Source organism: Sphingomonas sp. PP-CE-1G-424 (assembly GCF_004341085.1).
GTDB lineage: Bacteria > Pseudomonadota > Alphaproteobacteria > Sphingomonadales > Sphingomonadaceae > Sphingomonas.
In genome coordinates, this window is record NZ_SLXW01000001.1 from 719,241 (window position 1) to 744,290 (window position 25,050).

The 25,050-nt window shown below is 66.5% G+C and carries 24 protein-coding genes; 7 read left to right on the forward strand and 17 right to left on the reverse strand.

Features of this window, described 5'->3' with window-relative positions:
• The first annotated feature begins 24 nt into the window (after window positions 1–24).
• Together fliD and C8J43_RS03300 are read left to right on the forward strand one after the other, a co-directional pair.
• Window positions 25–1,473 carry a flagellar filament capping protein FliD gene (gene fliD, locus C8J43_RS03295; protein WP_133029695.1) on the forward strand — a complete coding sequence of 483 codons (1,449 nt, stop codon included), beginning with the start codon at window positions 25–27 and terminating at the stop codon, window positions 1,471–1,473.
• The gene (locus C8J43_RS03300) at window positions 1,470–1,868 is read left to right on the forward strand and encodes a flagellar protein FliS (protein WP_060526200.1); all 399 of its coding nucleotides are present in this window, start codon (window positions 1,470–1,472) and stop codon (window positions 1,866–1,868) included. The genes fliD and C8J43_RS03300 overlap by 4 nt, the downstream gene beginning before the upstream one ends.
• 3 nt (window positions 1,869–1,871) lie before the next feature.
• Here the strand turns inward: C8J43_RS03300 and C8J43_RS03305 are convergent, their stop codons facing one another.
• Genes C8J43_RS03305 through argH form a run of 5 tightly spaced genes read right to left on the reverse strand, consistent with a single transcriptional unit; the run spans window position 1,872 to window position 6,583 of the window.
• Window positions 1,872–2,825 carry a zinc transporter ZntB gene (locus C8J43_RS03305; RefSeq protein ID WP_133029696.1) on the reverse strand — a complete coding sequence of 318 codons (954 nt, stop codon included), beginning with the start codon at window positions 2,823–2,825 and terminating at the stop codon, window positions 1,872–1,874.
• Window positions 2,822–3,700, reverse strand: coding sequence for a bifunctional precorrin-2 dehydrogenase/sirohydrochlorin ferrochelatase (locus C8J43_RS03310; protein ID WP_133029697.1), 879 nt, complete (start codon window positions 3,698–3,700; stop codon window positions 2,822–2,824). The genes C8J43_RS03305 and C8J43_RS03310 overlap by 4 nt, the downstream gene beginning before the upstream one ends.
• The gene (gene lysA / locus C8J43_RS03315) at window positions 3,685–4,947 is read right to left on the reverse strand and encodes a diaminopimelate decarboxylase (RefSeq protein ID WP_133029698.1); all 1,263 of its coding nucleotides are present in this window, start codon (window positions 4,945–4,947) and stop codon (window positions 3,685–3,687) included. The genes C8J43_RS03310 and lysA overlap by 16 nt, the downstream gene beginning before the upstream one ends.
• An 11-nt stretch (window positions 4,948–4,958) precedes the next feature.
• On the reverse strand, window positions 4,959–5,201 hold the full coding sequence (locus C8J43_RS03320) for a hypothetical protein (protein ID WP_056054108.1): 243 nt from the start codon (window positions 5,199–5,201) through the stop codon (window positions 4,959–4,961).
• Entirely contained in the window at window positions 5,198–6,583 is a 1,386-nt protein-coding gene (gene argH / locus C8J43_RS03325; RefSeq protein ID WP_243645383.1) for an argininosuccinate lyase, read from the reverse strand. Before argH ends, C8J43_RS03320 begins: the two co-directional genes overlap by 4 nt.
• On the opposite strand from argH, the gene C8J43_RS03330 reads away from it, so the two are divergent.
• On the forward strand, window positions 6,582–7,223 hold the full coding sequence (locus tag C8J43_RS03330; RefSeq protein ID WP_243645384.1) for a TlpA disulfide reductase family protein: 642 nt from the start codon (window positions 6,582–6,584) through the stop codon (window positions 7,221–7,223). The genes argH and C8J43_RS03330 overlap by 2 nt on opposite strands.
• A 16-nt stretch (window positions 7,224–7,239) precedes the next feature.
• On the opposite strand, the gene C8J43_RS03335 is transcribed toward C8J43_RS03330, so the two are convergent.
• The 6 genes from C8J43_RS03335 to C8J43_RS03360 are packed head-to-tail and all read right to left on the reverse strand — an operon-like array spanning window position 7,240 to window position 13,906.
• A complete protein-coding gene (locus tag C8J43_RS03335) occupies window positions 7,240–8,352 on the reverse strand; it encodes a glycosyltransferase (protein ID WP_165899529.1) in 1,113 nt (370 codons plus the stop codon).
• 10 nt (window positions 8,353–8,362) lie between these two features.
• The gene (locus C8J43_RS03340; protein ID WP_056054098.1) at window positions 8,363–9,031 is read right to left on the reverse strand and encodes a hypothetical protein; all 669 of its coding nucleotides are present in this window, start codon (window positions 9,029–9,031) and stop codon (window positions 8,363–8,365) included.
• Entirely contained in the window at window positions 9,028–10,395 is a 1,368-nt protein-coding gene (locus tag C8J43_RS03345) for a GNVR domain-containing protein (protein WP_060526192.1), read from the reverse strand. The genes C8J43_RS03340 and C8J43_RS03345 overlap by 4 nt, the downstream gene beginning before the upstream one ends.
• Window positions 10,392–11,786, reverse strand: a complete 1,395-nt coding sequence (locus tag C8J43_RS03350; protein ID WP_133029701.1) for an ATP-binding protein — start codon at window positions 11,784–11,786, stop codon at window positions 10,392–10,394. The genes C8J43_RS03345 and C8J43_RS03350 overlap by 4 nt, the downstream gene beginning before the upstream one ends.
• A 43-nt stretch (window positions 11,787–11,829) precedes the next feature.
• A complete protein-coding gene (locus C8J43_RS03355; RefSeq protein WP_133029702.1) occupies window positions 11,830–12,663 on the reverse strand; it encodes a polysaccharide biosynthesis/export family protein in 834 nt (277 codons plus the stop codon).
• Window positions 12,664–12,682: 19 nt separating this feature from the next.
• A complete protein-coding gene (locus C8J43_RS03360) occupies window positions 12,683–13,906 on the reverse strand; it encodes an outer membrane beta-barrel protein (protein WP_165899530.1) in 1,224 nt (407 codons plus the stop codon).
• A 223-nt stretch (window positions 13,907–14,129) separates the two neighbouring features.
• Between C8J43_RS03360 and C8J43_RS03365 the strand changes: the two genes are divergently transcribed.
• A complete protein-coding gene (locus tag C8J43_RS03365) occupies window positions 14,130–15,590 on the forward strand; it encodes a hypothetical protein (RefSeq protein ID WP_133029704.1) in 1,461 nt (486 codons plus the stop codon).
• Between the two features lie 31 nt (window positions 15,591–15,621).
• Here the strand turns inward: C8J43_RS03365 and C8J43_RS03370 are convergent, their stop codons facing one another.
• The 3 genes from C8J43_RS03370 to C8J43_RS03380 are packed head-to-tail and all read right to left on the reverse strand — an operon-like array spanning window position 15,622 to window position 17,812.
• Complete coding sequence (locus C8J43_RS03370; RefSeq protein ID WP_133029705.1) at window positions 15,622–16,839, reverse strand: glycosyltransferase family 4 protein; 1,218 nt, start codon at window positions 16,837–16,839, stop codon at window positions 15,622–15,624.
• Window positions 16,840–16,882: 43 nt separating this feature from the next.
• Complete coding sequence (locus C8J43_RS03375) at window positions 16,883–17,440, reverse strand: serine acetyltransferase (protein WP_133029706.1); 558 nt, start codon at window positions 17,438–17,440, stop codon at window positions 16,883–16,885.
• A 9-nt stretch (window positions 17,441–17,449) separates the two neighbouring features.
• Window positions 17,450–17,812, reverse strand: coding sequence for a hypothetical protein (locus C8J43_RS03380; protein WP_133029707.1), 363 nt, complete (start codon window positions 17,810–17,812; stop codon window positions 17,450–17,452).
• 21 nt (window positions 17,813–17,833) lie between these two features.
• Here C8J43_RS03380 and C8J43_RS03385 point away from each other — a divergent pair, with 21 nt between their 5' ends.
• Window positions 17,834–19,039 carry a glycosyltransferase family 4 protein gene (locus tag C8J43_RS03385; protein WP_133029708.1) on the forward strand — a complete coding sequence of 402 codons (1,206 nt, stop codon included), beginning with the start codon at window positions 17,834–17,836 and terminating at the stop codon, window positions 19,037–19,039.
• A gap of 22 nt (window positions 19,040–19,061) precedes the next feature.
• Here the strand turns inward: C8J43_RS03385 and C8J43_RS03390 are convergent, their stop codons facing one another.
• Entirely contained in the window at window positions 19,062–20,126 is a 1,065-nt protein-coding gene (locus C8J43_RS03390; protein ID WP_133029709.1) for a glycosyltransferase family 1 protein, read from the reverse strand.
• Window positions 20,127–20,370: 244 nt separating this feature from the next.
• Here C8J43_RS03390 and C8J43_RS03395 point away from each other — a divergent pair, with 244 nt between their 5' ends.
• The gene (locus C8J43_RS03395) at window positions 20,371–21,759 is read left to right on the forward strand and encodes an exopolysaccharide biosynthesis polyprenyl glycosylphosphotransferase (RefSeq protein ID WP_056054069.1); all 1,389 of its coding nucleotides are present in this window, start codon (window positions 20,371–20,373) and stop codon (window positions 21,757–21,759) included.
• Window positions 21,760–21,811: 52 nt separating this feature from the next.
• On the forward strand, window positions 21,812–23,215 hold the full coding sequence (locus C8J43_RS03400) for a cellulase family glycosylhydrolase (protein ID WP_133029710.1): 1,404 nt from the start codon (window positions 21,812–21,814) through the stop codon (window positions 23,213–23,215).
• Between the two features lie 78 nt (window positions 23,216–23,293).
• Here the strand turns inward: C8J43_RS03400 and C8J43_RS03405 are convergent, their stop codons facing one another.
• A complete protein-coding gene (locus C8J43_RS03405) occupies window positions 23,294–23,758 on the reverse strand; it encodes a PilZ domain-containing protein (protein ID WP_165899531.1) in 465 nt (154 codons plus the stop codon).
• A 125-nt stretch (window positions 23,759–23,883) separates the two neighbouring features.
• Complete coding sequence (locus tag C8J43_RS03410; protein WP_165899532.1) at window positions 23,884–25,032, reverse strand: acyltransferase; 1,149 nt, start codon at window positions 25,030–25,032, stop codon at window positions 23,884–23,886.
• Window positions 25,033–25,050 lie beyond the last annotated feature (18 nt).

Genomic DNA, 25,050 nt, shown 5'->3' on the forward strand with positions numbered 1-25,050 from the left:
CGTGCGCAGTGCAGGGATTTCGCCATGGTAACTTCGACCACCAGCACGACGGCCACGCCGACGCCCACTGCGACCCCCACGCCGAGCGCGACGAGCGTCATCCAGTCGGCGACTCAGGCGCTGCTGACGTCGCTCAACACCGGCTCCGGGATCGATACTTCCACGCTGGTCCCTGCGCTGGTCAACGCGCAATTCGCGACCAAGACCGCAACGTTGAAGGCAAAAGCCGACACGCTGACCGCGCAGATCTCGGGAATCGGCACGATCAAGAGCGCGATCACCGGGTTCTCCACCGCGCTCGCCAATCTGGTGAAGAGCGGCAGTCTCCAGACCCAGCCGAGCAGCTCCAACACCACAATCCTGTCCGCCACCGCACTGCCCGGTGCGAAGCTGTCGACTCTGGCGGCCAGCGTCACCGTCACGCGCCTCGCCACCGCACAGGTCGCGCGGACCACGACCGCGGTCGCGGATCGCACCGCCAACCTCGGCACCGGCGCGCTCACGCTGACGATCGGCGGCGGCACCCCCGTATCGATCGCCGTCGGCAACGGCAGCATCGATTCGATCGCCTCGGCAATCAACGCCGCGAAGACCGGCGTCACCGCCTCGGTCGTCACGGATGCGAACGGCGGCGCCTATCTGTCGGTCAAGGGCGGCACCGGCGACGCGCAGGCGTTCACGCTGAAGGGCGCGACCGGCGATGCGGTCGATATCGGCGGCGGCGCGACGAAAACCAGCCTCGTCTCGACCGCGCAGAACGCGCAGCTGACGGTCGACGGCATCGCCGTGGAGCGCCCGAGCAACACCATCAGCGATCTGGTCGACGGCGTGAAGCTCCAGCTCAACGCCGTCTCGACGGTCCCGGTCACGCTGGGCAGCACCCCGCCGACCGACGCGCTGACGCAGGCGGTCAGCGATGTCGTCGACACCTACAACCAGGTGCTGGCCGCGATCACCGCACAGACCGATCCGATCACCGGCAATCTCCGCTCCGATCCCGCCGCGACCAGCCTGCTGCGATCGTTCAAGGCGCTGTCGTCCAAGGCGCTCGTCGGCGGCGCGGTATCGGGTATCCCGCGCACGCTGTCGGAGATCGGCGTCGCGACCAGCACCGACGGCACGTTGCGCGTCGATGCGGTGTTGCTCGCCAAACAGATCGCGGCGAACCCCGACACGATCGAATCGATGTTTGCGCCGTCGGGGACCAACGCGCTCGGCCTGTCCGCGACGCTGACCGCGCTGACCACCGGCGCGACCAGCACGCTGACCGGGCTCGGTGCGTCCGCGCTGCGCTACACCGCGGCACAATCCGTCGTCACCGACCAGCAGGACAAGGTCACCGACCAGTCGGCCCAGATGAACACGCGCCTGACCCAGCAATATGCCAGCATGAATTCGCGCGTGTCGGCGTACAAGTCGACGCAGACGTTCCTCGCCGGCCAGATCGCCCAGTGGAACAAGAGCGACTCGTGACCTACGCGACCACCCTGACCCGCGACCCGTTCGCTACCTATCGCCAGATCGATGCGGTCGGCCGCACCGCGACGGCGGACGGCCCGGCGCTCGTCCAGCTGCTGTACAAGGAGCTCGTCGCCGCACTGCGCGCCGCTGCCTGGGCCGCCGAAAAGGGCAAGCTCGCGATCAAGAGCGAGCGGATCACGCGCGCCACCGCGATCCTGTTCGCGCTCGAATCGGGTCTCGATTTCGAGAATGGCGGCGCGGTCGCCGAGACGCTGGCGCGGCTGTACGGTGGCGCGCGGAAAACCATCATCAACGCCTCGATCGGCCTCGATCCCCGCCCGTTCCGCGATTCGGCGGACATGCTCGACGAGATCGCGCAGGCCTGGCGGACCGTCAGCGCGGCGTAGGCGCTACCGCCGGAACCAGTGGCGGGCGGAGAAATATCCCACGACGCCGACCGCGATCACCAGGCACGCCACCGCGATCGCGTCGAACGCCCAGGGTTCCTCGGCATAGGGCAGGCCCTTGACGTTCATCCCGTACAGCCCGGTCAGGAAGGTCAGCGGCAGGAACACCATTGCCGCGATCGAGATGATCAGCGAGCGATTGTCGATCTGCTCAGCACGCAGATCGGTCAGCGTCTCGTGGACCAGCGCCGAGCGCTCGCGGATCGATTCGAGCTCCTCCGCCATCCGCGCCGCACGATCAGCCGCTGCGGCGAGGTGCAGGCGATCGTCGTCGGCCAGCCAGTCGCCCGGCAGCGCCGCCAGCTTCTCCAGCGCCGCGCGTTGTGGGTTGAGGAAGCGTTTATAGCCGATCGCGGCGACGCGCACCTTGCTGACCGTGCGGCGCAGTTCGAACACGCGGTTGGCGTCGAGTTGTTCCTCGCAGTCGTCGAGCTCGTCGCCGAGCGTCGCCACGTCGGGATCGAGATCGGTGGTGATCGCGGTCGCGAACGCGGCGATCAGATCGCCCGGATCGCGGATCTCGCCGCGCTCGACCATCTTTTCGACCTCGGCGACCGCGATCAACGGCTTCCGCGTGACCGAATAGACGCGGCCCTTCACCGCCCAGATCCGCACCGAGGCGAGCAGGTCGGAGGTGTCGAGCTCCTCCTTCGATCGCCCGCGCAGATTGACGAACGCGCCGTCGCCGACCGCCTCGCAGCGCGGCCGGGTCTCGGTCGCGGTCAGCGCATCGACGACGTAATCGAGCAGCTTGGCCTCGTCGCGCAGCCAGGTTTGCGCATGCTCGGCAGTGGTCGACAAATGCACCCAGACGAGATCGGCGGTGCAGTCGAGCGCTTCCTTGACGTCGACGCGCGTCGCTTCGCCATTGGTGATGCGAAAGCCGAAGCCGCTCACAGGGCCATCTCGATCGCCACCGACAGGCCGGTGCCCGGATCCGCCGGCATCGCCGCGCAGTGTCGCGCGGCATCAGCACGCGCGCGATCGAGGATTGCCGCGGGCACATCGGGACTATGATAGACCCGGTCGGCGCTCGCCAGCGCCCGCGCCTGCCGCAACGTAAGGTCGTCCGGATCGGTGGAGGTGAGGCGGATCGCAACCTGCTCCCCTCCCTGAAAGGGAGGGGTTGGGGGTGGGTAGGCCAGTTGGGAGTCGGCCCGCGCATCAGCAGCCGCCCCACCCCCTGCCCCTCCCTTCCCGGGAGGGGAGTCTGGTGTGGCCAGCCATGCGTCGACGTCGTGTGTCGGCGAGAGTGGATCGAGCATCCCGCCCGCCCCCATCGCCGTCGCCAGCGCGCGGCGTCGCTCACCCATGTCGGGCCAACGCACCCGCAACGCGCCACGCGTCGCCTGCAACGCCAGCGCGAGCTTGCCGAGATCGGCGGGGACGATCGCTTCCAACCGTTGCCGCAGCGCCGCGGCGAGCCCCGCCGACACGCCGCTCGTCCCGATCGCGATCAACACCGGCGCACGGTCGACGATCGCCGGCAGCGTGAAATCGCACAGCGCCGAGCGGTCGACCGCGTTGACGAGGATGCCGCGCGCCTTCAGCCGCGCTACCGCCGCCAGCGCGTCGTCCTCGTCGTCGATCGCGACGATCGCGAGCGACGCCGCAGCATCCTCACCGACCACGTCGGCCCCCGCGCGATCGAGCAATCGCCGTTTCGCATCCGCCGCCTCGCCCTCGCCCAGCAGGATCACCGGGCGCCCCGACAGCCTGACGAACAGCGGCAGGCTCTGTAGCGGCGCGGGTAATGTCACCGCTTGAGCCATTCCGGCACGCGCTCCGCAGCCAGGATCGTCTCGGGGTGAATGCGGTCGGCGACCACTGCGAACCGGTCGCCGTCGACCAGCACCTCGGGCACCAGCGCACGGCTGTTGTAGGTCGACGCCATCGTCGCGCCATATGCGCCCGCGGTGCGGAAGATACCGAGATCGCCCGACTTCACCGCGTCGATGTCGCGGCCCATCGCGAAGGTGTCGCCGGTCTCGCACACCGGCCCGGCGATGTTGGCGGTCATCCGCTCGCCGGTCGGCACGACCGCGACGAAATCGTGATACGCGTCGTACATCGCGACGCGCGCGAGGTCGTTCATCGCCGCATCGACGATCACGTACGGGTTCACCACGCCCGGCTTCACCCAGATCACCTCGGTCAGCAGCACGCCCGCATTCCCTGCGATCACGCGGCCGGGCTCGAACATGAGTTCGACGTCCCAGTCGGCGGTCGCGCGCGCGACCATCGCGCCGTACTCGGCGGGGCTCGGCAGCACGTCACCGGGCTTGTACGGCACGCCGAGCCCGCCGCCGAGATCGACGCGGCTGATCGTGTGCCCCGCGGCGCGCAATTCCGCGACCAGTTCGCCGATCCGCCCATAAGCTGCCTCCAGCGGCGCGAGATCGGCCAGCTGGCTGCCGATGTGGATCGCGACGCCGCGCAGGTCGAGCCCGTCATGCTTCGACAACCGGTCGAACATCGCCACCGCCTGGTCGATCGCGACGCCGAACTTGTTCTCCTTGCGCCCCGTCGAAATCTTCGCGTGCGTGCCGGCATCGACGTCGGGGTTCACGCGCAGCACCGCCGGCGCGCGCTCGCCGCGAGCATGGGCGAGCGCGGCGAGGACTTCGCCCTCTTCCTCCAGCTCCAGATTGAACTGGCCGATCCCCGCATCGAGCGCCTGCGCCAGTTCGCGCCGCGTCTTGCCGACGCCAGAGAACACGATGTCCGACGCCGGGATCCCCGCCGCCAGGGCGCGCTGCATCTCGCCCGCGGAGACGACGTCGGCGCCGTAGCCCTCGTCGGCAAGCACGCGCAGCACCGCGACGTTGGGGTTCGCCTTGATCGCATAGGCTAGGTGGACGCGGCCCGCGCCCTTCAGCGCGTCGCGGAACACCTGCGCGTGGCGGCGGAAGGTGGCGGTCGAATAGACGTAGACGGGCGTGCCGACGGCCTCGGCGATCGCCGGCAGGGCGACGTCCTCGGCGTGCATCACACCGTCACGATAGGCGAAATGGTCCATGGATAAGGTCTTCAATTGGGCGGCGGCAGGTCGAACTCGTCGCTACGCCGCTCGTCGGATTGGGTCAGCAGCTCGTCGCTGCGCTTGGGGCGTTGCTGCGTGGTGGGCGTCAGCAACTGCGCCGGCGTCGGCCGGGTCTTCGCACCGTAAGGCGCGACTGGCAGCATCTTGCCCTCGGCCGGTTTCAAGCCATCCGCCGCACCGCATCCCGACAGCGCCAACGCCAGTCCCGCCAATCCAACACACCGCTTCATGCCGTCTCTCCCCGAGCCGCGCGGATCGCAGCACGCACATTATCGGGCGCAGTGCCACCGAAGCTGGTCCGGCTGGCGACCGACGCATCGACCGAGAGCACGCCGTACACGCGTTCGTCGATCCGCGCATCGATTGCCTTCAGGTCCTCGATCGGCAGCGCATCGAGCGCGACCTTGCGCTCCTCCGCCAGCTTCACCGCACGCCCGGTGACATGATGCGCCTCGCGGAACGGGAGCCCCGCCTCGCGCACCAGCCAGTCGGCGAGATCGGTCGCGGTCGCGAAGCCGCTCTCGGCCAGCCCGCGCATCCGATCGGTGCGGAACGTCGCGCTCTCGACCATGCCCGTCATCGCCGCGATCGACAGCGCGAGCAGGTCGTGCGCCTCGAACACCGGCGGCTTGTCGTCCTGCATGTCCTTCGAATAGGCGAGCGGCAGGCCCTTCATCGTCACCATCAGCGCGGTCATGCAGCCGAGAATGCGTCCGGCATGCCCGCGCACCAGCTCGGCGGCATCGGGATTGCGCTTCTGCGGCATGATCGAGCTGCCGGTCGACCATTGATCGCTGAGCGCGACGAACCCGAACGGCTGCGACGCCCACAGCACGAACTCCTCGGCGAGCCGCGAGAGGTGCAGCGAGGTCTGCGTCGCGGCAGTGAGATACTCGATCGCGAAATCGCGGTCGCTGACGCCGTCGAGCGAGTTGGTCATCGGCCCGTCGAAGCCGAGCGCCTCGGCGGTCATCGCCCGGTCGATCGGGAAACCCGTGCCAGCCAGCGCAGCCGAGCCAAGCGGCGATCGGTTCATCCGCGCGCGGGCATCGGCGAACCGCCCGACGTCACGCGAGATCATCGCGTGATACGCCATCAGATGATGCCCCAGCGTCACCGGCTGCGCGGACTGGAGGTGCGTGAAGCCCGGCATAACACTCGCCGCATGCTCTTCAGCCCGCCCGAGCAGCGCCGCCTGGAACCCGGCGAGCGCCGCCAGCGCCTGGTCGATCGCATCGCGCACCCAAAGGCGAAAATCGGTCGCAACCTGATCGTTGCGCGAACGTGCGGTATGCAGCCGTCCCGCGACCGGCCCGATCGCATCGGCCAGCCGCGCCTCGGTCTGCATGTGGATATCCTCGAGGACCAGATCCTCCTCGACGCCGTGCTCGGCATAATGCGCCGCGACCGTGTCGAGCCCGGCGGAGATCGTCGTCGCGTCCTCCGCCGAAACGATGCCCTGCTTGCCGAGCATCGCGACATGTGCCTTCGAGCCGGCAATATCCTGCTGCCAGAGCCGCTTGTCGAAGGGAATGGAGGCGTTTATCTCGCGCATGACCGCTGCCGGCCCTTCGGCGAACCGCCCGCCCCACATCGAATTGGAACCGTCCATGTTCTCGAATCCTGTGTTCAATTCGCTGTTAAAGTCTGGGCCGATCGCCGCCGTGATGGGGATGGGCCTGCTGGTCGCCGGCTGCGATAGGAAATCGCCCGCGCCGGAGCAAGCAAACGTCGTCGCGGCGAACACGGCGTCCGCCGACGAGGTCGCGTCCGGCCCAGCTCCCGACGAGGCGACCGGTGCGACCGCCCCCGCCGAAAAGCTCGACCGCAGCCACAAGGGCGAGACCGGCCCGACCGTCGCCTTCACCGCGCCGGACGGCAAGTCGGTCACGCTAGCCTCGTTCAAGGGCAAGCCGTTGCTGCTCAACATGTGGGCGACCTGGTGCGCGCCGTGCGTCGCGGAAATGCCGACGCTCGACGCCACCGCGAAGTCGCTCGCCGGCAAGGTGCAGGTGATCGCGGTCAGCCAGGACATGCAGGGCGCGGAGAAGGTGACGCCGTTCTTCGCCGCGAAGACATTCTCGACGCTGAAGCCGTATCTCGACCCGAAGCTCGGCCTCAGCCTTGCCTACCAGGCGAACCTACCGACCACGATTCTGTACGATTCGGCGGGCAAGGAAGTGTGGCGGATGACCGGCGGCTATGAATGGAACACGCCCGCCGCCGCCAAGCTGATCGCCGAAGCGTCCTGATCGGGGCGCGACCGCGTCAGTCGTCGAGCGCGGACCGGTACACCCGGTCGACCGCATCGACCATTTTCTCCGCGGTATATTCGGCGATGAAGCGCGCATGGCCCCGCTCGCCCCAGTCGGGCAACGTGGCGGGGTCGAGCGTTTCCAGCGTGCGGCGCAATGCGGCGGCATCGTTCGCCGGGAAGCTCACGCCGTAGCGTCCGCCGTCGAGGATGTCGTTCAGCCCGCCCGCGGTCGACGCGATCACCGCGCGGCGGACTCGCATCGCCTCGATCGCAACCAGGCCGAAGCCCTCCCAGCGCGACGGCACGATGATCGCATCCGCCGCCATCATCTCGGCGACCACGCCGTTGCGGTCGCGCCATCCGACATAGTCGACGAAATCGGGTGTCGGACTTCCCGTGCCGGTCGACAGCACCGCCTGCCCGACGATTCGCAGCGCATAGCGATCACCGAGGCCGGCGATCGCCTCCAGGAGCAGATCGAGCCCCTTCTGCCGGTCGAGCCGCCCGACGAACAACAGCTTGATCCGGGAGTCGTCCCACCGCGCGGCCGCGACCGGGGGCGGGGCTGCGGCGATCGCGTTGTTGATCGTCACCAGCTTGCGCTCGGGCAAGCCGGCCTCGACCGCGACGTCACGTTCGTGCGGCGAGATCAGGATGATGCGGTCCGCCGCCCTTGCCAGATAACGCTCGACCGCGACGATGAACCGCCGCACGTTCGGCGACACCTGCATGCTGAACGCCCAGCCATGCGGACAGAACAGCACGCGAGGGCGCCGCCCGAACCGCAGGATTCGCGTGATCACGCCGGCGCCGAACGAATGCGCGTGGACGATGTCCGGCCGGGTCGCGCGCCGCACGCGTCGATACGCGAAGAACAGTTTCGCCATCCCGCGCAGCCGGTTCGGCCGATCGAAATATTCGAACCGGATCCCGCTGTCACGCAGCCGCGGCTCGATATGGTCGCGGTGCTGCTCGGGCATCAGCAGCGTCAGCGCGGCGGGGCCGTAAAGCTCCGCCTGCGGGGTCAGCAGCTCGGCGAGAAAGCTCCCCGTCCCGCCGATGATGCTGTCGCACACATGCAGCACGCCGGGCGCGCCGCCATCCCCGCGCGGTCCGGTCGACACGGCCATGCGATCAGACGAGGACGGTGCCGGTGATCGGAATGCCGTGTTGGTCGAGCACTTCGATCAGCCCGCGCACATCGCTGCGCTTGGTCCGGTGTTTGCGGACGACGATCACCGCCGCGTCGAAGCCGCTGATCGCGTCGGCGATGCTGGTCGCGCCGTTGGTCGAATGGATCGCGGCGACGGCCAGCATCTGGCCGCTCGACGTCGCGACCGCGTCATGCTGTTCGAGCAGCGACCGCCGCTCGATCGGCTCGCCGCTGCCGCCATCCGATCCGGTCCCCTGCACCAGCAGGCCCGGGATCGCGGTGCCCTGGTGATCGGCATGATCGGCCAGTTGGAACAGGCTGGCGATCCGCGGATGCGCGCGATTGGTGTCGACGATCAGCGTGTGCGATCCGGCCTGCGCCATCACCACGCCGATATTGGCGGCCAGCACGGCGAGCGCCTCGTCGCAATCGACGCCGATCAGCGCGCACGCGCGCGACCGGCGATCGGTCTCGCCATAGCTTTGCAGGATCGAGCTGCGGATCGCGCGCGCCGCCACCACATAGGGCGTGTCGGCCGCATAGGCCGCGACGACCAGCGGATCGACGCTGCCGGGGGCGACATGGGACGATCCGGTATCGTCGCCGTCGGAACGAAACGATGCGGGACCAGTGGTCGAACGAAGCCTCACGCTATTGCCTCCTTGCGCGGGGCTCGCCAGCCCGTTGTCCCGCTTTCGATGTCGGTCATGTCGGCGATCACGTCGAGATCGAGTGCGCGTGCGGTCCCCGACGGGGTCCGCAGCCGCGGCGTGAGCATTTCCTGCCCGATCGCCGAGGCGAGGCCGGCACCCGCGCCCAGCACGATCGCCGCGATCACCCACAGGATCAGGTTCGGCTTGGACGGCAGCGTCGGCGCCACCGCGCGATCGAGACGGCTCGCATTGGCCTGCGACACCTCGGATTGCAGCGTCGCCTCGTTGTAGCGCTGACGCACCGTGTCGTAGGTCGCCCGCGCCGCATCGACGTCGCGCTGCAACACGTTCAGCTGGTCCTGCACACCCGACAGCGCGAGCATGCGCGTCTGCTGTGCGGCCAGATCGGCGCGAATCTGCGACTCGCGCCGGCCCGCTGCCGAGCTCGATGCGGTCAATGCCTGCGCCTGGATCGATCGCGCCGATTCGAGCTGGCTGCGCAGCGCCGCCAGCTGCGCGTTGGCGGCCAGCATGTCGGGGTGATTCGGACCAAGTGTCTTCGACAGTTCGGCGACCTTGCCCGCCTGCATACCGCTCTCACGCTGAAGGTCCTGGACGATCGTCGACTGCGCGACTTCGGGCTGCGCGGTCGACCCCGATTTGGATTGCGCGACCGCGGCGGCAGCCTGCGCGGAGACCAGCTCGGTCGACAGGTTGCGAACGCGGTCGGCCTCGACGTCCATCCGGTTCATGCCGACGATGCCGTGCTGCCGCTGGAAGTTGGACAAGCGCGACTGCGCCGCTTCGAGCCGGTCACGGACGTCGCGAGTCCGCGCGTCGTACCATTTGGCGTTACCCTGCGCGCTGCCGCTGCGCAGCGTCACCTGCTTGGTCAGGAACGTGTCGACGATCAGATTCAGCGTCTTGGCCGCCTGCTCGGGCGTGTTCGCGGTCAGGCTGAGCCGGATCACGTTGCTGCCCTTCTCGTTGCTGATCGCGAGATCGCGGCGCAGCATGACAAGGCCGTTCTGGGTCCGCTCCGCGGGCGTATCGCCCAGCTTCGCGCTCTGGAACTGCGGGCTGCGGCGAATGACCTCGCCGAGCACGGCATCGCTGCGGATGATGTCCTCCTGCGTGCCGATCACCGATTCGAGCACCGAACTATTGTCGGAACCGGTCACGCTGTTGGCGCTGACCGGATCGCGCTGGGTCAGATCGACCAGCACCGACGACGATGCGGTGTAGGCGCGGGGGCGCGTGAAGCCGAGCACGGCGATGGCGAGAAACACCAGCCCGCCCACGATCAGGACAAGCCGGAGCCTATACCGGATCGCGCTTACCAAGTCAGTGAAACCGATCACAGATCACGCACTCCCCGTTCCAGAACAGTTCGCAGATCGTCGAGCCCGGGGGTCTTGATCCGGGTCGGATCGATCCTGCGATTATACACAAGCAGATAGAATTGCGGTGCCAGCGTATCGTCGAAATAATAGCTGCCTTCGATCGCGCTGGCACGCAGGATCGGGCTCAACGCCGCGAACGCCGCGGCGATCGTCGCATCGTCATGGCCGTCTTCGTCGAGCACCAGGACCACCTCGGTGCGTTCGATACGGGTCCGCATCGCCGCTGCAAGGCAGATGACCGCCGCCGCCGTCGCGATCTGCTTCGGCAGGCGCTGGATATCGGCGACCACCGCCGCCGCGCGCGGGCTCAGCGCACTCCACTCGGCATACGCGTCGACCAGACCCTGCTGGACCACCGCGTCGTCGATATGGTCCTGACCCGCGCGGCTTGCCGCGATCGCGCAATTCGATCCGAACAGCCGCAGATGATAGGGCGACCCCACCGCGGATCGCGAGATCCTGGTGGCCGCGTCGTCGTCGATCGTCATGCCCGCGGTCTCGCAGCAGCGCAGCAGCAGCGCCTTGAGCTGCTCGGTCTCGATCCCGCCGATCGGCACCGATACGATATGCCGGCGGAGCGACGGATGCCCCTCGATCAGATCCTCGAGATTGGCGGCGATGCCGACCGCGACGATCCGGACCGGCGAGCGCATGTCGGACAGCAGCTTCATCAGCGTCGCCATCTCGGTTTTGGTCGCCAGGTTCTCGATCCGGTCGAACTCGTCGAGCACGAAGATCGTCGGCCGGCGAACCTTTTCCGCGAGGATGCTGGCCACCTGCCGCGCGTCGAACGGCGCGTTGAGCAGCGGCTGGATATCGATCCGCCGCACGCCTTCGCCGGGGATCGACATCAGCTCGACGAGGTACGGACGGCACAGCTCGGAGAAATCGATGTCGCCGCCGGCCAGATTGTACAGGACCGTCGCCCCGGCCTCGTCCGCCAGATCGCCGAACACGCGCGACAGCGACGTCTTGCCCGACCCGCGCGCACCGAACACGATGCCGTGCTTGCCATGCTCGAGAACCGCCTCGACGAGTCGGTCGAGCTCGCGCGCGCGCCCGGCCAGACCGGCGCGATGCTCGACCGGCATCCCGGCATCGAACGCCGCATGGATACGAGTCCGCTGCGAGCTGATCGCCATGACGCCCGCGTTCGCGCGCGCCGGTTGCGATACCGCCCCCGGAACCGGCTGCGTCGCCGACCCCGGACGCGCGCCCGGACGCACCGTCGCAGAGGCTTCCTGCACAGGCGTACCGACCGCGATACGCAGGTCGGGCAGGCTCGACATCGGCGGCTCGGGATCGAGCAGACCGGACAGCCAGTCACGGAGGCGTGCGAAGAAGCTCACGCGTGGCTCCCCCGCGTTTCGATCAGGAACGGGATCATCACGATCAGAACCACTTTTCCTTGATGACCAGCACGTCTTCGGGCTGGACCACCATGTCGAGATCGGGCTTGTCGATCTTCTGACCGCCGCGCCGCACTTCGATCCGCTTGACCGAACCGGCCAGCGTCGGCCCGCCGGCGAGCGCCAGCGCCTGGCGGAAGGTCATGCCGGGCTGGATCGGATAGGCGCCGCCCTTGTTGACTTCGCCGTAGACATAGACCGATTCGGCGGTCGGCACGAACAGCGTATCGCCCGGCTGGACCATGCGCGACGCGCCGCCTGCCAGATCGGCGAGCGAGATGCGGACCGGCTGGCCACCGACCGGGGTCAGGATCACAGCGTTGGCGCCGTCGATCCGTGGCCCGCCCGCGCGCGCGACCATCGCCGACACGGTATAGGGACGATCGATCGGGTAGAGACCCGAATTGGGTACGGCACCCAGCACGGTCGCGGTCTTGCTGGCATAGGCGGTGATCTCGACGTTGATCGAGGGCTTGCTCAGATAGCCGCCGCGGACATACGCCTGCGACAATTCGGTGCCGAGCTGCGCGGTCGTCTTGCCCGCCGCCTGGACCACGCCGAGGAACGGCGCGGTGATCGTGCCGTCGGCGCGGATCCGCGTCTTCGACGACATCGAATCCTGCCCGAACACGGTGACCGAAATCTCGTCGTTGGGGCCGAGCACGTACGAGCTTGCCGGCGTGACGGGTCCCTGACCGACGCCGGTCTGACCAACGGGTGCATTGGCGACCTGCGCCTGCGCCTGCGCCTGCGCGAGCGGCACCGCGGACAAGGCCACTGCGCCAGCCAGGCGTACGAAGGGCCAGCTAACTGTCATGATGTGCCTCGTCATTGTGTCAGAACCTGTACGATACGCCGGCCGCGGCGCGGTTGGCATCATAATCGTTTAACCCCGTATTGGTACGCCGCGACGTGCGCTGGCCATCCAACGTCAGATTGAGGCGCTCGCCCATCGCACGGGTCAGCCCCAAAGTCAGGCTGGAAAAACGATCGCTGGAAAAAGGCGACGCGATCACAAGCGGATCGCCGCGAAACTGTCGCCGCCCAAGAACCGCGCCGCCGCGCAGCGTGGTGCGCTCGGCAAACCGCCATTCGGTGTTCAGCGCGTAATCGGACTGTACGGTGAACCCGGACGGCACCAGCGAATCGTTGACGATGCGCCGACCCGCCTCACCCTTGAACATGATCCGCGGAATAGGCCGGAACACGAGGTCAACGTCCCAGCCGGGGCCATGATAGGGGCGCACGTTGGCCCCCTCGCTTCGCGCCTGCAGGTAATGCAGATCGACGTTCAGTTCGACCCGGCTCACGACCGCGCGATTGAACGTCACGCCCGCCTCGTCGATGCGATTGACGACGCCGATCGTCGGACGATCTGCTCGCGAATAGCGATAAAACAGTGCCACCTGTCCCAGGCTGGGACGCGCATAGCCGATTCCGCCCGCCGCGGAGACCAGCGTCTGATCCGCGAAATCGAATTGCGTCGTGTTGCGCGTCGTCCGCCGCGACACTTCGGCCAGCGGGAAGAACCCCACGGCGCGAGGGCAGCTGGCCTTGACCGCCACCGTCGAAAACGTCTGGAAATTGTCGACCGGGCCGTTGATGTCGCCATAATCGGCCTGCTGCCGCGCGAATCGCAGATCGGGCTGGATCTGGCAGATGCCGGCGACTCGGATCGTGCCGGTCCCCTCTATGTCGGCGCGCGCGCGGCTGCGATCGGTGTTCCGGGTATAGAAACTATAGGCAAAATCGCCGTCGACGCGCAGGTCGTTGTGCCCGACCTGCCGTTGATAGGTGGCACGCACGGCAGGCGTGACGATGATGTCGTCGACCGGTGCCGCGCGGTTTTCGTTGGTTCGGAAGATGTTGTCGTCATAGGCAACCTCTCCCGACGGCGTCACGCTCAGACCCGGCTGATCGATCGTCGTCACGCCGATCAGCGGGATCGGTAGCAACGGATTCCCCAGCTGCTCGGACTGCGCGACGGCGACCTGCGGAACGACGAAGGCAGCGGCACCCATTGCCTGGGCAAGGACGCTGAAGACTCGCGCGCGATTCATGCTGCAATGCAACATCGAGCGACGAACCGGTGAGGAATAACAACCGAACATAGAGTCTGCGTGCCTTCTCGTATCCACGGCGTCAAGACGCTCCTAACCGATGTAAAAGACGAACTCACCTTCGATCACGCTGCGCTGCCGCATAAGTGTTCCTATATGTCCCCTCCATTAACCGCATGTAAAACCCTGCAAATTAAGCATGAGTCCTCATCGAGGGTTCGTCATGGTTCGCCGTTTTTTGCCACTATTCAGCATTTTGCTCGCATCCTGCGGCGGCGGGGACGGCAGTTCCGCCTCGACCGAGGCGGTCACGACCGTTCCTGCTGCAGTGCCGTCGCCGACGCCCGCGCCGGCCGCCACGCCGACCGCCGCCGACGCCAGCGCGCTGCCCACCGAAGCCGGCGCCACCGCGATCATATTCGCCGCGTCGGACCTGCCGGTGCGCGCGTCGCCCTATATCGTCGGCGCGGCCACGCACTTCTCCTATGCGGCGCTCGCCGGTTACGATCCCGACAGCGTCGCGCAGCGGTTTACCGATAGCGGCATCCGGGCGTTCCGCGAGGATCTCTACTGGAACGCGCTCGCACCAGACTGGGACGTCAACGGCGCGCACCTGCCGCAGCCGCTCGTGACCTTCCTCGGCAAGACCACCGCACGCCCTTTGTATATCCTCAACAACGGCAACGCGTTCATTCCGGGCGCCTCGCCGCCCGTCGCCGATGCCGGACAGACCGCGTTCGCGGCCTATGCGCAGCGCGCGGTCGCCGCGACCGCGGGCCGTGATGCGATCTACGAGATCTGGAACGAATGGAACCGCAACGTCGTCCGCGACAAGCCGGTGATGGTCGGTCCGGGCGACGCGTCGGACTATCGCGCGTCGCTCTACTACGCGCCGCTCGCTGCGCGTGCGACCAGCGCGATAAAGCAGGTCGCACCGACTGCGAAGGTCTTGGTGGGCGCGGCGGGCGACGATCCCGACTGGCAATGGACGCTCGACGTCCTCGCCCGCGGGGCCGCGGCGCAGGCCGATGGCGTCTCCGCACACATCTACAATCACTGCGCCAGTACCGCCAACCGCACCGCGTCCGAGGCGCTGGGCCGGCTGACGCTGCTGCATTCGAAGATCGCCGGCGCCAATGGCGGGCGCGACCTGCCCTTGTATGTCACCGAATGGGGCTGGCCGGCGGGTACCAACGTCTGTGCGGTGAGCGCGGCGAAGATCGCGACCAACGTGCCGCAATTCCTGCTGCACACCGCCGCGCTGCCCTGGGTGGCGGGATCCTGGTATTACGAGACCAAAGATTCGGGTGTCGATCCGACCAACATCCAGCATAATTTCGGTCTGTACGACGCCAATTACGCGGCGAAGTCGGCGCAGTGCGCGTTCGCCGATGCCAGCGCGGTGATCGCCGATGCGAAGGCGATGGCGGTGCAGAGCGTCGACAACGGCTTGACGGTGATCCGCGTCACGACGTCGCGCGGCCTGGCGATCGTCGCGTGGAGCGCGGTAGCCGGCCGGCAGGGGCGGATCACGGTCGGCGGCACCGCCGCCTACACCACCCGCACCCTGTGCCAGGCCACCGCTGCCGCCGCCTCCGACCGCACCCTCACCATCGGCGAGATGCCGGTCGTGATCGACATGCCCAACGCCAGCCGACTTGGGGTCAACGCCCGCCTGCTCTAGGCTGCCGGACAAACCGCGAACCCCGCGCCGGTCAGCGGTTTCCGCTGCCGGCCGCGATCTGGTCGAACGCGTCGAGCATCTGTTTGGCGAGCACGTCATAGTCGTACCGGTCGGTCTGCTTGGCGGCCTGCTCGCGCAGGACCAGCAATTGCTCGGGATGCTCCAACACGTCGACGATCGCCGCGCGCCACCGCTCGGTGTCGCCGGGGGGCACCAGCATCCCGTTGACACCGGGCTCGATCAGTTCGGGCAGCCCGCCCTTGTCGCTGCCCATCACCGGCACCGCGTTGACCAGCGCCTGGAACACGACGCCCGGCGAATTTTCGGCCCATAGCGACGGAACGATCAGCATATCGCTTTCGGCCATCAGATCGGAGACGTTCTGCTGCGGCACATGGCCCTGCATCGTCAGCCATGGGCGATCGCCATACGCCGCCCGCAACGCCTGATCCTCCGGCCCCTTGCCGAGCACGGTGAGATGGAACTTATACTGCGCGGCGAGCGGATCGAGCAATTCGAGGAGGAAATTGATCCCCTTGGTCTTTTCCAGCCGTCCGACGAACACCAGTCGCACCGTATCCGACGGCACGTGCGTGGTGCGCGGCGTGGGATAGCGGTTGGGGTTGAGGATGTGGAACCGCGGATAGTCCTCGATCGGCAGGAACGACGACACCGTGTCGAGGTTGGACTGCGACGGCGAGATGAAGCCGAGCCGCGGGATCTCACGCAGGAACCCCATCTTGACCTTCGAGCTCACGCGGCAACTCGTACACTGACCGACGCACTCGTCGCTGCCGCGGAACATTGTCGTACGCAGGCAGGTATAGGCGAGGTCGTGCAACGTGATCGCGGTCGGGATGTCGTGACGGCCGATCGCCTTCAACCCGTTATAGCCCAGCCCCGATATCCAGTGGATATGGATGAAGTCGGGTTTGAAATCGGCGATGACCTGCTCGAACATAGCCTCGTTGCGCGGATCGTAATGATCCTGCGCATGCCAGATCGGCTTCTTCCAGCCCGGCGCCTGACTGGTCTTGAACACCGGATAGATATGCGGGGTGCCGACCCGGTACAGCGTGTAGCCGTCCTGCGGCGTCGCCCAGCTCTCATGCTCGGCCATCGGCGCCGCGGTCAACACCGCCGCCTCATGGCCATTGGCCGCGAACCAGTAGGTCAGACTGTGCGCGCACAGTTCCGCGCCACCGATCACATAAGGCGGGTAATAGGCGGAAATGCTTAGGATGCGCATCGCGTGCCGCTCCAATGGCTATAGGACGAAAGTTCGCGCAGCATCATGACGCGGCGACGATCCGGGCCGGCACGCCAACCGCGACCGCACCGTTCGGCACGTCACGCAACACTACGGCATTGGCGCCGATCATGGCTCCCTCCCCGATTGAGATCGCGCCTATAATTGCCGCCCCTGCCGACAGATAGGCGTTTCGGCCGATCCGTGCATGACCAGGGCTGTGCGAATGGCGCGAGCCGATCGTCACGTTCTGCAGGATCGCGACGTTTTCGCCCAAGGTGCAGACGCCCACGACGATCCCGTACGGATGAGGAATGTACAGTCCCGGCGAAACCGTACAGCCGATCGCGATCTCCGAACCGAACGAGCGGCACGTCGCCCACCACCAGATACGCCGCATCGGACGACCAATAACCGGAATGCGCGCCAACAGATCCTGGATCCGCCGCGCCAGCACGAACTGGAACCCTTGCGTCACCAGGATCATCCGCAAGGTGAAGCCCGCGGTTACGATGGTCGATTCGTGATGGGCGAACAACGCGAGATCACGCCGGACCGCCGCGCGGAAACCGGCGGCTTCGCCTGATTCCGTATTGGTCATGGGCGAACACTACCTCTGCTTGAGACTGCCATCCGGCATGGTGAAAATGGTATAAAGAAATTTTTTGTGCATTGCGGCAATTGTGACGTCACGCAAAGCCATATCGGTGAACTCGTATCGTTTTTTGTAAAAATATCGTCTGTCGAGGACACGTGCCTGCCCTTTCCTCCACAAGTTCACGGTTGCGAAAGATGCTGAGGTCACGATATCGCAGACGCGAGATGAACGTTCGATGGCGTTGTATCCGCGCTGGATTTGGTCGCGACGACAGTAACGATCGACCAGAACGGGTGGATGTCGCCTAAGAATTACGCCGCCTTGAATTCCATGGTGCGCCTCCTCCGCGGTATTTGGGTCGCGGCTGATACGCAAAAGACGAATTGATAGGGTAGCATGCGCATTCTGATCGTGAACACGTTGTATCCCCCCTCCCTCGTCGGTGGCGCCGAGCGGTCGGTCGCGCTGCTTGGCCGGGCGGTCGGCGCGCGCGGTCACGACGTGCACGTCGCCTCGCTGCACGACGGCGATACGATCATCGAGGAACGCGACGGTCCGGTCACGGTACACCGCCTGCCACTGCGCAACATCTATTGGCCGTTCCGCCCCGGGCATCGGCCGTCCAAGCCCGTGCGCCTGATGTGGCACCTGCGCGACCGGAAAAATCGGCGGGCGACCCGCGACCTGATCGCGCTCGCCAAGCGGATCAAGCCCGACGTGCTGCACACCAACAATCTGCAGGGGTTCTCGACCGAGATCTGGCACTGGGCGCGCGCCAACGACATCCGGATCGTCCACACGCTGCGCGACTACAGCCTTATGTGCGCGCGTGCCGCGCTATACCGCGACCGCAAGGATTGCGTCGAGCGCTGCGCCGATTGCCGCCTGCTGACCGACCGCAAGAAGCGCAATACCCCGCTCGTCGATGCGGTCGCCTCGAACAGTCAGTACGTGATCGATACGCACGAGCGTCACGGCTTCTTCGACGATACGCCGAGCCGCGTGATCTTCAACATCGCCGATGTGAACGCGGTGGTGTCCAGCGCGGAACGACCGGGGCGCGAGGACGCCCCCGGCCTGGTGTTCGGCGTGATCGGCCGGGTCGAACCTGAAAAGGGCATCGAAGTGGTGCTCGCGGCGATTACCAGCGTCGAAGGCGACTGGCGACTGCGCATCGCCGGCGGTGGCCAGACCGACTATATCGACGGACTGAAGGCGCGCCATCCGGATCCGCGGATCGACTGGATGGGGTTCGTCGAGGCCGATGCGTTCTACGACAGCATCGACGTCCTGATCATCGGCTCGACCTGGCCCGAACCGCTGCCGCGTACCATGATCGAAAGCCTCGCGCGCGGCACGCCGACCTTGTATTCCGACGCTGGCGGCACGCCCGAGATCGGCCATATGGCGCCGCTCTCGGCGATGTACGCCAAGGACGATCCCGAGGCGCTCGCGTCGCAGCTGCGCCTTGCGCTCGACGACCCGGCGACCTGGCGCGCGCGCCGCACCGCCGATCCGGCATTGCTCGAGCAATTCTCCGAAGCGGCGGTCGCGGGCCGCTATATCGCGCTCTACGCCAGCGACGCCGACCGCCCCGTCTGATTCGCGTTTCTTTACTCGCTATTCAGATCGCAGCGAGCGCGGCGATCAGATCGTCGGTGCTCGCCGACCAGCTATAGGCGTCAACCCGCGCCGCGGTGCGTGCCGCCAGATCGTCGACCAAAATGTCGTCGCGCAGGATCCGCTCCAGCCCCCCGGCGATCGAGTCGACCGAGGTCGGATCGACGTACAGCGCCGCATCGCCGCACACTTCGCGCACCGGGGGAATATCACCCGCCAGCACCGGACGGCCGAACTGCATCATCTCCAGCGGTGGGATGCCGAAGCCTTCGTACAGGCTGGGAAACACCAGCGCGCGGGCGGCGCGGTACAGCCCCATCAACGCCTCGTCGCTGATCCGGCCCGGCAGGATCACGCCGGGCGGCACGTCGTCCATGCCGTTCTGCGCGAACGACTTGACCGCCGCCCCGACCAGCACGAGCCGATCGTCAGGCTGGGCGACCCGCGCGAACGCCTCGAGCGCGCGCGGCAGGTTCTTGTTCGGCGCGAACGATCCGACAAACAGCAGGAATCGCCCCGGGATCAGGCCCAGTTGCGCGACGATGTCGGTATCGGGGACGATCGCGTCGACATGGTCCGCCGCGTTGGGGATCACGGGGATCCTGGCGGGGTCGAGCTTGAGCACGGCGGCCAGACGATCGCGCGAAAAGCCCGACACGGTCGCGATCTGCGAGCGACGCGCGATGAGATGCCCGAGCGTCCGGTGCATCGTCCTATACGGTCTCGAGAAATTCTCCGGCAGATCGTAGACCAGTGCGTCGTGGATCACGGTCAGCGACCGGCGCGGCGCGACCGGGCCGGAGTTGCACAGATTGAGAAGCGTCGACCCGTGCGCGGCCCGGGGCAGATGGATCTGCTCCCAGGCGTGACCACCGCCGCGACCAACGGTGCGCATCGAAAACCGCGGCCATTCTGGCGGTGCAGCAACGCCGGGCGGCAGCAACAGCGTCCAGCGGGGCGGCTCGACGCCCGCCACGATGCGGTCGTGAACCTGCCCCAGCAACATACGCGCGAACCGTTCGACACCGGTGACCGAACGTCCCAGAAAACGACCATTAACTGCGATCATTGTCTCTATTTTCCAATTCTATCCGGGGATAGGCACGGTGTGACGCCATATTGTTGCAAGGCTGCTATGCGCCGCCATGGGTGGCCATCTAAACTGATTCGAGTGTTTCGTTCAGGTTAGATCCTGCATCGTAAGGTTATATCGCCGTGATTGCTCCACGATGGCCCACCCGCTATCACTGTTGCAGCGCAGCGAAAACCGGTCGGGTGGCCAGGGGCCGATTTTCTAAGGATAAAGTCACGCGATGGAAGTAGCCATGGACCATCTCGGCGAAGTTTCGTTGGCCGGCGCCCTCCACCGACGGAACCTGCGCCTGCGGCTATATTGCCTGTTGATCGCGACCGACCTGTTCGCGATCGCAATCGGATTCGCGATCGGCAGCTTCGTACGCGGCGACAATTGGCTGTCGCTCAGCGGGATCGATCTCGCTTATCCGGTTCTGCCAATCTATTTCCTTATCGCCTTCAATAACAAGGCGTATTCCCGACCTGCGATCACCAGTGGCACCGAATCGATGATGCGCGCGATCGTGCCGCTGGCGATCACCGGGTTCGCGCTGCTGACGCTGATCTTCTTCGTCCAGGCGGGCAACGACATCTCGCGCGTCGCGTTCGCGATCGGTTTCGGCGGCACGACGATCCTGATGGCGACGTTCCGGATGATCATCGTCATCGTCGTCCGGCGCACGGTCGCGCCGAAGCTGGTCGCCGAACTGCTGATCGTCGACGACGTGCCGCGCGCGCAATGGCACGAGCCAAAGCTCTGCGACACGATCTTTGCCGGCGAGGCCGGGATCGAGCCGGACATGGGCAATCCGCACATGCTCAACCGGTTCGGCCAGATGGTCAGTAAGTACGAGCGGGTCGTGGTGCACTGCCCGGTCGATCGCCAGCTCGACTGGTCGCTGCTGTTGCGCGGCGCCAATGTCGACGGCGAGATCCTGTCGGCCGGTTTCGGCAAGCTCGGCGTGTTGGGCCTGCAGAACTTCAAGGGCCGCCAGACGCTGCTCGTTGCACGCGGGCCGCTGAGCTATACCGACATGGCCAAGAAGCGCGCGCTCGACATCATCGTGACGCTGATCGTGCTGATCGCGATCTCCCCGGCGCTCGTACTGATCGCGCTCGCGGTGAAGCTCGATTCGCCCGGCCCCGTGCTGTTCCGGCAGGAGCGAATCGGCCGCGGCAACCGCATCTTCAACATCCTGAAGTTCCGCTCGATGCGCGTCGAAAGCCTCGATGCGAAGGGCGCAACGTCGACGCAGCGCGACGACAAGCGCATCACCCGCGTCGGCGCGTTCATCCGCAAGACCAGTCTCGACGAGATCCCGCAGTTCCTGAACGTCCTGCTCGGCGACATGAGCCTGGTCGGGCCGCGCCCGCACGCGCTCGGGTCGCTCGCGGGCAACCAGCTGTTCTGGGAAGTCGATCGCGAATATTGGCATCGCCACGCGCTGAAGCCCGGAATCACCGGCCTCGCACAGGTTCGCGGGTTCCGCGGCGCGACCCACCGCGACGTCGATCTGAAGAACCGGCTGCAGGCCGATCTCGAATATCTCCATGACTGGAGTCTGATGCGCGACGTCAAGATCCTGTTCCGGACGATGACCGTTCTCGTCCACAGCAACGCCTATTGAGCCCGCGCCGCGGGGGCGGTAGGGCGCGATTCCGGGGGTTGAGGAGAAGCCAATGCCATCTATTCGATCCCCGAAATCCCGCCTCACGGCCGGGAAGATCGTGGCCCGTACCGGGCTGGTGCTGACCGGGCTGGTCGGGGGTGCCGTCGCGCTCGCCTCGATGGCGCCGATGCCGTCGTCGTCGCCCGGCCCGTTGCGGCCGCTGCCCGATGGACCGCTGACGCCACGCGCCGTGCCGTTGATCATCGGCGTCGGCGTGCATTTCGGGATCGGCGGCGAATATGGCTATGATCCCGCCCGGACCGCGCAGGCGATCGACACGGTCGGTGCATCGTCGTTCCGCGACGACCTGACCTGGCCCGGCTTCAAGGGTGCGGGCATGAACGCGCCGGGCAGCATGCGGCCCCGCCTGGCGGCGTTCCTGGCCGCGACCAAGGCGCGGCCGCTGTTCATCCTCGATCATCCCAATCCGGCGATCGGCGGCGACGGCGTGCCCGTTACCGATGCGGGTCGTGCGGCGTTTGCGAACTTTGCCGGCGAGGCTGCGCGCCAGACCGCAGGCCGACGCCCGATCTACGAGATCTGGAACGAGTGGAACCTCAACGCCGCGCCAGCGATGGGCAAGCTGATCGGACGCGCCGCGCCCGGCGATCCGCGCGGCGGCGACGCCTATGCCCGACTGGCGGCCAAGGCGACCGCCGCGATTCGCGCAAGCCAACCGAACGCCACCGTCCTGGCCGGTGCGGCGGGTACGGATGACGGGTGGCAGTGGGTGCACGCGGTAGCCGGCGGCGGCGGGCTGAAGGGCGCCGACGGCCTGTCGGTCCATTACTATAACCACTGCGAACGCCCCGATAACCGGACCGCCGCCGAAGCGATCACACGGATGCAGGCGCTCGCCACGAAGATGCGGATCCGCGGTGGTCGGGCGATGCCGATCTACGTAACCGAGATCGGTTGGCCGACCACGCAGGGCGGGCCGTGCGATATCGCGCGCAACGATTCGGGCAATAACATCGCCCAGTTCCTGCTGTGGTCCGCGGCGACGCCGTGGATGCGCGGCGTCTGGATCTATCAGTTGAAGGACCAGGCCCAGGATCCCACCGACAACGAGGCCAATTTCGGGCTGTTCACCTACGATTACAAACCCAAGCCCGCCGCCTGCATGATGCGCGATGTCAGCCGCCTGATCGGTCGCGCGAAAAGCTGGCGGATCGATCGGCCGCAGCCCGGCCTGACCGTGGCGAGGATGAGCGACGGGCAGTCGCGTACGTTGATCGCGTGGACGGATCGTGCCGCGCAGAAGGCCGAGCTGCAAATCGGCGGCGCGCCGACGCCCTACCGGCCAATCTGTTCGCCCGCCGGCCCGCGCGACACGACGATCCCGGTCGGATCGCGGCCGGTCGTGGTGTCACTGTCGGGCAGCGGTGCGGGAATACGCTACCGCATGTTGTAGGCGCACAAAAAAACACTGGCCGCCCCATCCTGCGCGTGGAGGAGGCGGCCAGTGCACGTTTCCGAACCTAGCGGACTGTCAGCCGAGCAAACGCTCGACCACCAAGGTGATCGCGGTCCATCCCGCCAGGCTGATCACGCCGAGCAGCAACAACCGCCCGCGCGGCTGCCATTTGAACGTGGCGGGCGCACGGATCGCGCCGGTGGTGTTCAAACCATAAACATTGTCGGTCATCGCCGCGGTGATGCTGCCGGCAGGTAGCGGCAGGTCGAACTGGCAACCATAATCGCGTGCGCCGGCCCAGGTGATCTGCGCCTCGCGCTGGCCTACGCCGGGAATACCGACCACGACACTCTGATCGAGCAGCAACGGCAGTACCGATTCAATCCGGCACCCGTCGCGGTTGAGATCGGCGATGCGGATCTCGCGCGACGTCGTCTCGTCATGCAGGCGCAACGTACCGGTACGCGCCAACGCCACTCGCGTGTCGGCGCGACGTTCGGCTGGATCCGCGAAAAATGCTGCGTTGTGTACCGTTGCCACCATCTGTTCCCTAGTGCGGGCGAAACCCTGAACCCTCGCTCTATCTAGGTGGCATGCAATGAAAAATTGCTGTTATTCTATAGTTTCTTCGATCTTAACTAATATTTGTTTTGCTCCGAAGATTATTACAAAACGACCTTCGATCGGGACGGCGATGCGACGCCGAGCAGCTTGCCGAACGCGCGCTGGAACACCCGCTTGCGACGCTCCGACACTTCGGCGATCAGCAGCGCGAGGATCACCGCGGCTAGGATCGCCACCGGTCCACCCCCCGCACTCGCGCGCAACTTCGGGAACACCGACGCCAGCATAAGGAAGAACGGCTGGTGGACGAGGTACAACGTGAAGCTTGCCCCGGCCAGCCAGCGGATCGCGCGGGCGATGCCGGAGGGGAAGATCGTCCGCCCCTCGGTCGCGCGCCGGAACGCGATGATGTTGACGGTGATCAGCCCGCCGACGAGCGCGAAATACACGAAGCTCTTCGCCAGCTGCGCCAGGTCGGCTTGGTCGTACATCGGCCACGCCCAATGCTCCAACGTGCGCTTGACGACGAAATAGGCGAGCACAGTCGCGACGAACGTCGCGAGCGCCAAACGCTTCGGCATCGTCACGCGGCCGGCGCGAACGTGGCGGTAGGCGAGCAGCCCGAACAGCCAGATCGGCATGTACGCGACGACCTTCGGTCCGAACGCGAGCATCAACAGGACGCCGATCACCGCGCCCCGCACGCGCCCGAGATAGAAGAACGCGGCAAAGATCACGTAATAGGCGGCCTCGAACCCGAGCGACCAATAGGGCTCGTTGCTGCCGAACACACGGTGGCTGAACCAGAGTTCGTTGGTGAAGGTCAGCGCGAACGGCAGGTTGGTAAGGTAGGCTGGATCGTAGAACGGATGATCGCTGAGCGGCACGGCGCCGTAGCGCTGCGTGATCATGTCGCAGACGAACCCCGTCAGCAGCGCGATCAGGCAGACCGAATAGAGCCGCGACAGGCGAGCGGTCGCATAGGCGCGAAGGCTGTGCTCCTTCTCCTCGGCGACGAAAGCGATGACGAACCCCGACAGCACGAAGAACACCGCGACCGCTTCGCCGGTGTGGCCCGAGATGAACCCGGGCAGCCGGGGCATGACGAAATGCCGGGCATGGCCGAGCACCACCTCGAACGCCGCGACCAGACGCAGCAGATCAAGGTAGATCGACAAATTGGGATCGAGCACCCTGACCTTCGTCCCGAAAGGACCGGTCGGTTCTGCGTGCGTCTGCGGCTCGCTCACGATGCCCGCTCCTTGTCC

Coding starts and splice junctions, on each gene's coding strand:
- C8J43_RS03385 (WP_133029708.1), top strand. CDS start 17,834: ATGCGCATTCTGATCGTGAACACGTTGTATCCCCCCTCCCTCGTCGGT.
- C8J43_RS03400 (WP_133029710.1), top strand. CDS start 21,812: ATGCCATCTATTCGATCCCCGAAATCCCGCCTCACGGCCGGGAAGATC.
- C8J43_RS03310 (WP_133029697.1), bottom strand. CDS start 3,700: ATGGCTCAAGCGGTGACATTACCCGCGCCGCTACAGAGCCTGCCGCTG.
- argH (WP_243645383.1), bottom strand. CDS start 6,583: ATGGACGGTTCCAATTCGATGTGGGGCGGGCGGTTCGCCGAAGGGCCG.
- C8J43_RS03330 (WP_243645384.1), top strand. CDS start 6,582: ATGTTCTCGAATCCTGTGTTCAATTCGCTGTTAAAGTCTGGGCCGATC.
- C8J43_RS03390 (WP_133029709.1), bottom strand. CDS start 20,126: ATGATCGCAGTTAATGGTCGTTTTCTGGGACGTTCGGTCACCGGTGTC.
- lysA (WP_133029698.1), bottom strand. CDS start 4,947: ATGGACCATTTCGCCTATCGTGACGGTGTGATGCACGCCGAGGACGTC.
- fliD (WP_133029695.1), top strand. CDS start 25: ATGGTAACTTCGACCACCAGCACGACGGCCACGCCGACGCCCACTGCG.
- C8J43_RS03375 (WP_133029706.1), bottom strand. CDS start 17,440: ATGACCAATACGGAATCAGGCGAAGCCGCCGGTTTCCGCGCGGCGGTC.
- C8J43_RS03365 (WP_133029704.1), top strand. CDS start 14,130: ATGGTTCGCCGTTTTTTGCCACTATTCAGCATTTTGCTCGCATCCTGC.
- C8J43_RS03360 (WP_165899530.1), bottom strand. CDS start 13,906: ATGAATCGCGCGCGAGTCTTCAGCGTCCTTGCCCAGGCAATGGGTGCC.
- C8J43_RS03355 (WP_133029702.1), bottom strand. CDS start 12,663: ATGACAGTTAGCTGGCCCTTCGTACGCCTGGCTGGCGCAGTGGCCTTG.
- C8J43_RS03395 (WP_056054069.1), top strand. CDS start 20,371: ATGGAAGTAGCCATGGACCATCTCGGCGAAGTTTCGTTGGCCGGCGCC.
- C8J43_RS03370 (WP_133029705.1), bottom strand. CDS start 16,839: ATGCGCATCCTAAGCATTTCCGCCTATTACCCGCCTTATGTGATCGGT.
- C8J43_RS03320 (WP_056054108.1), bottom strand. CDS start 5,201: ATGAAGCGGTGTGTTGGATTGGCGGGACTGGCGTTGGCGCTGTCGGGA.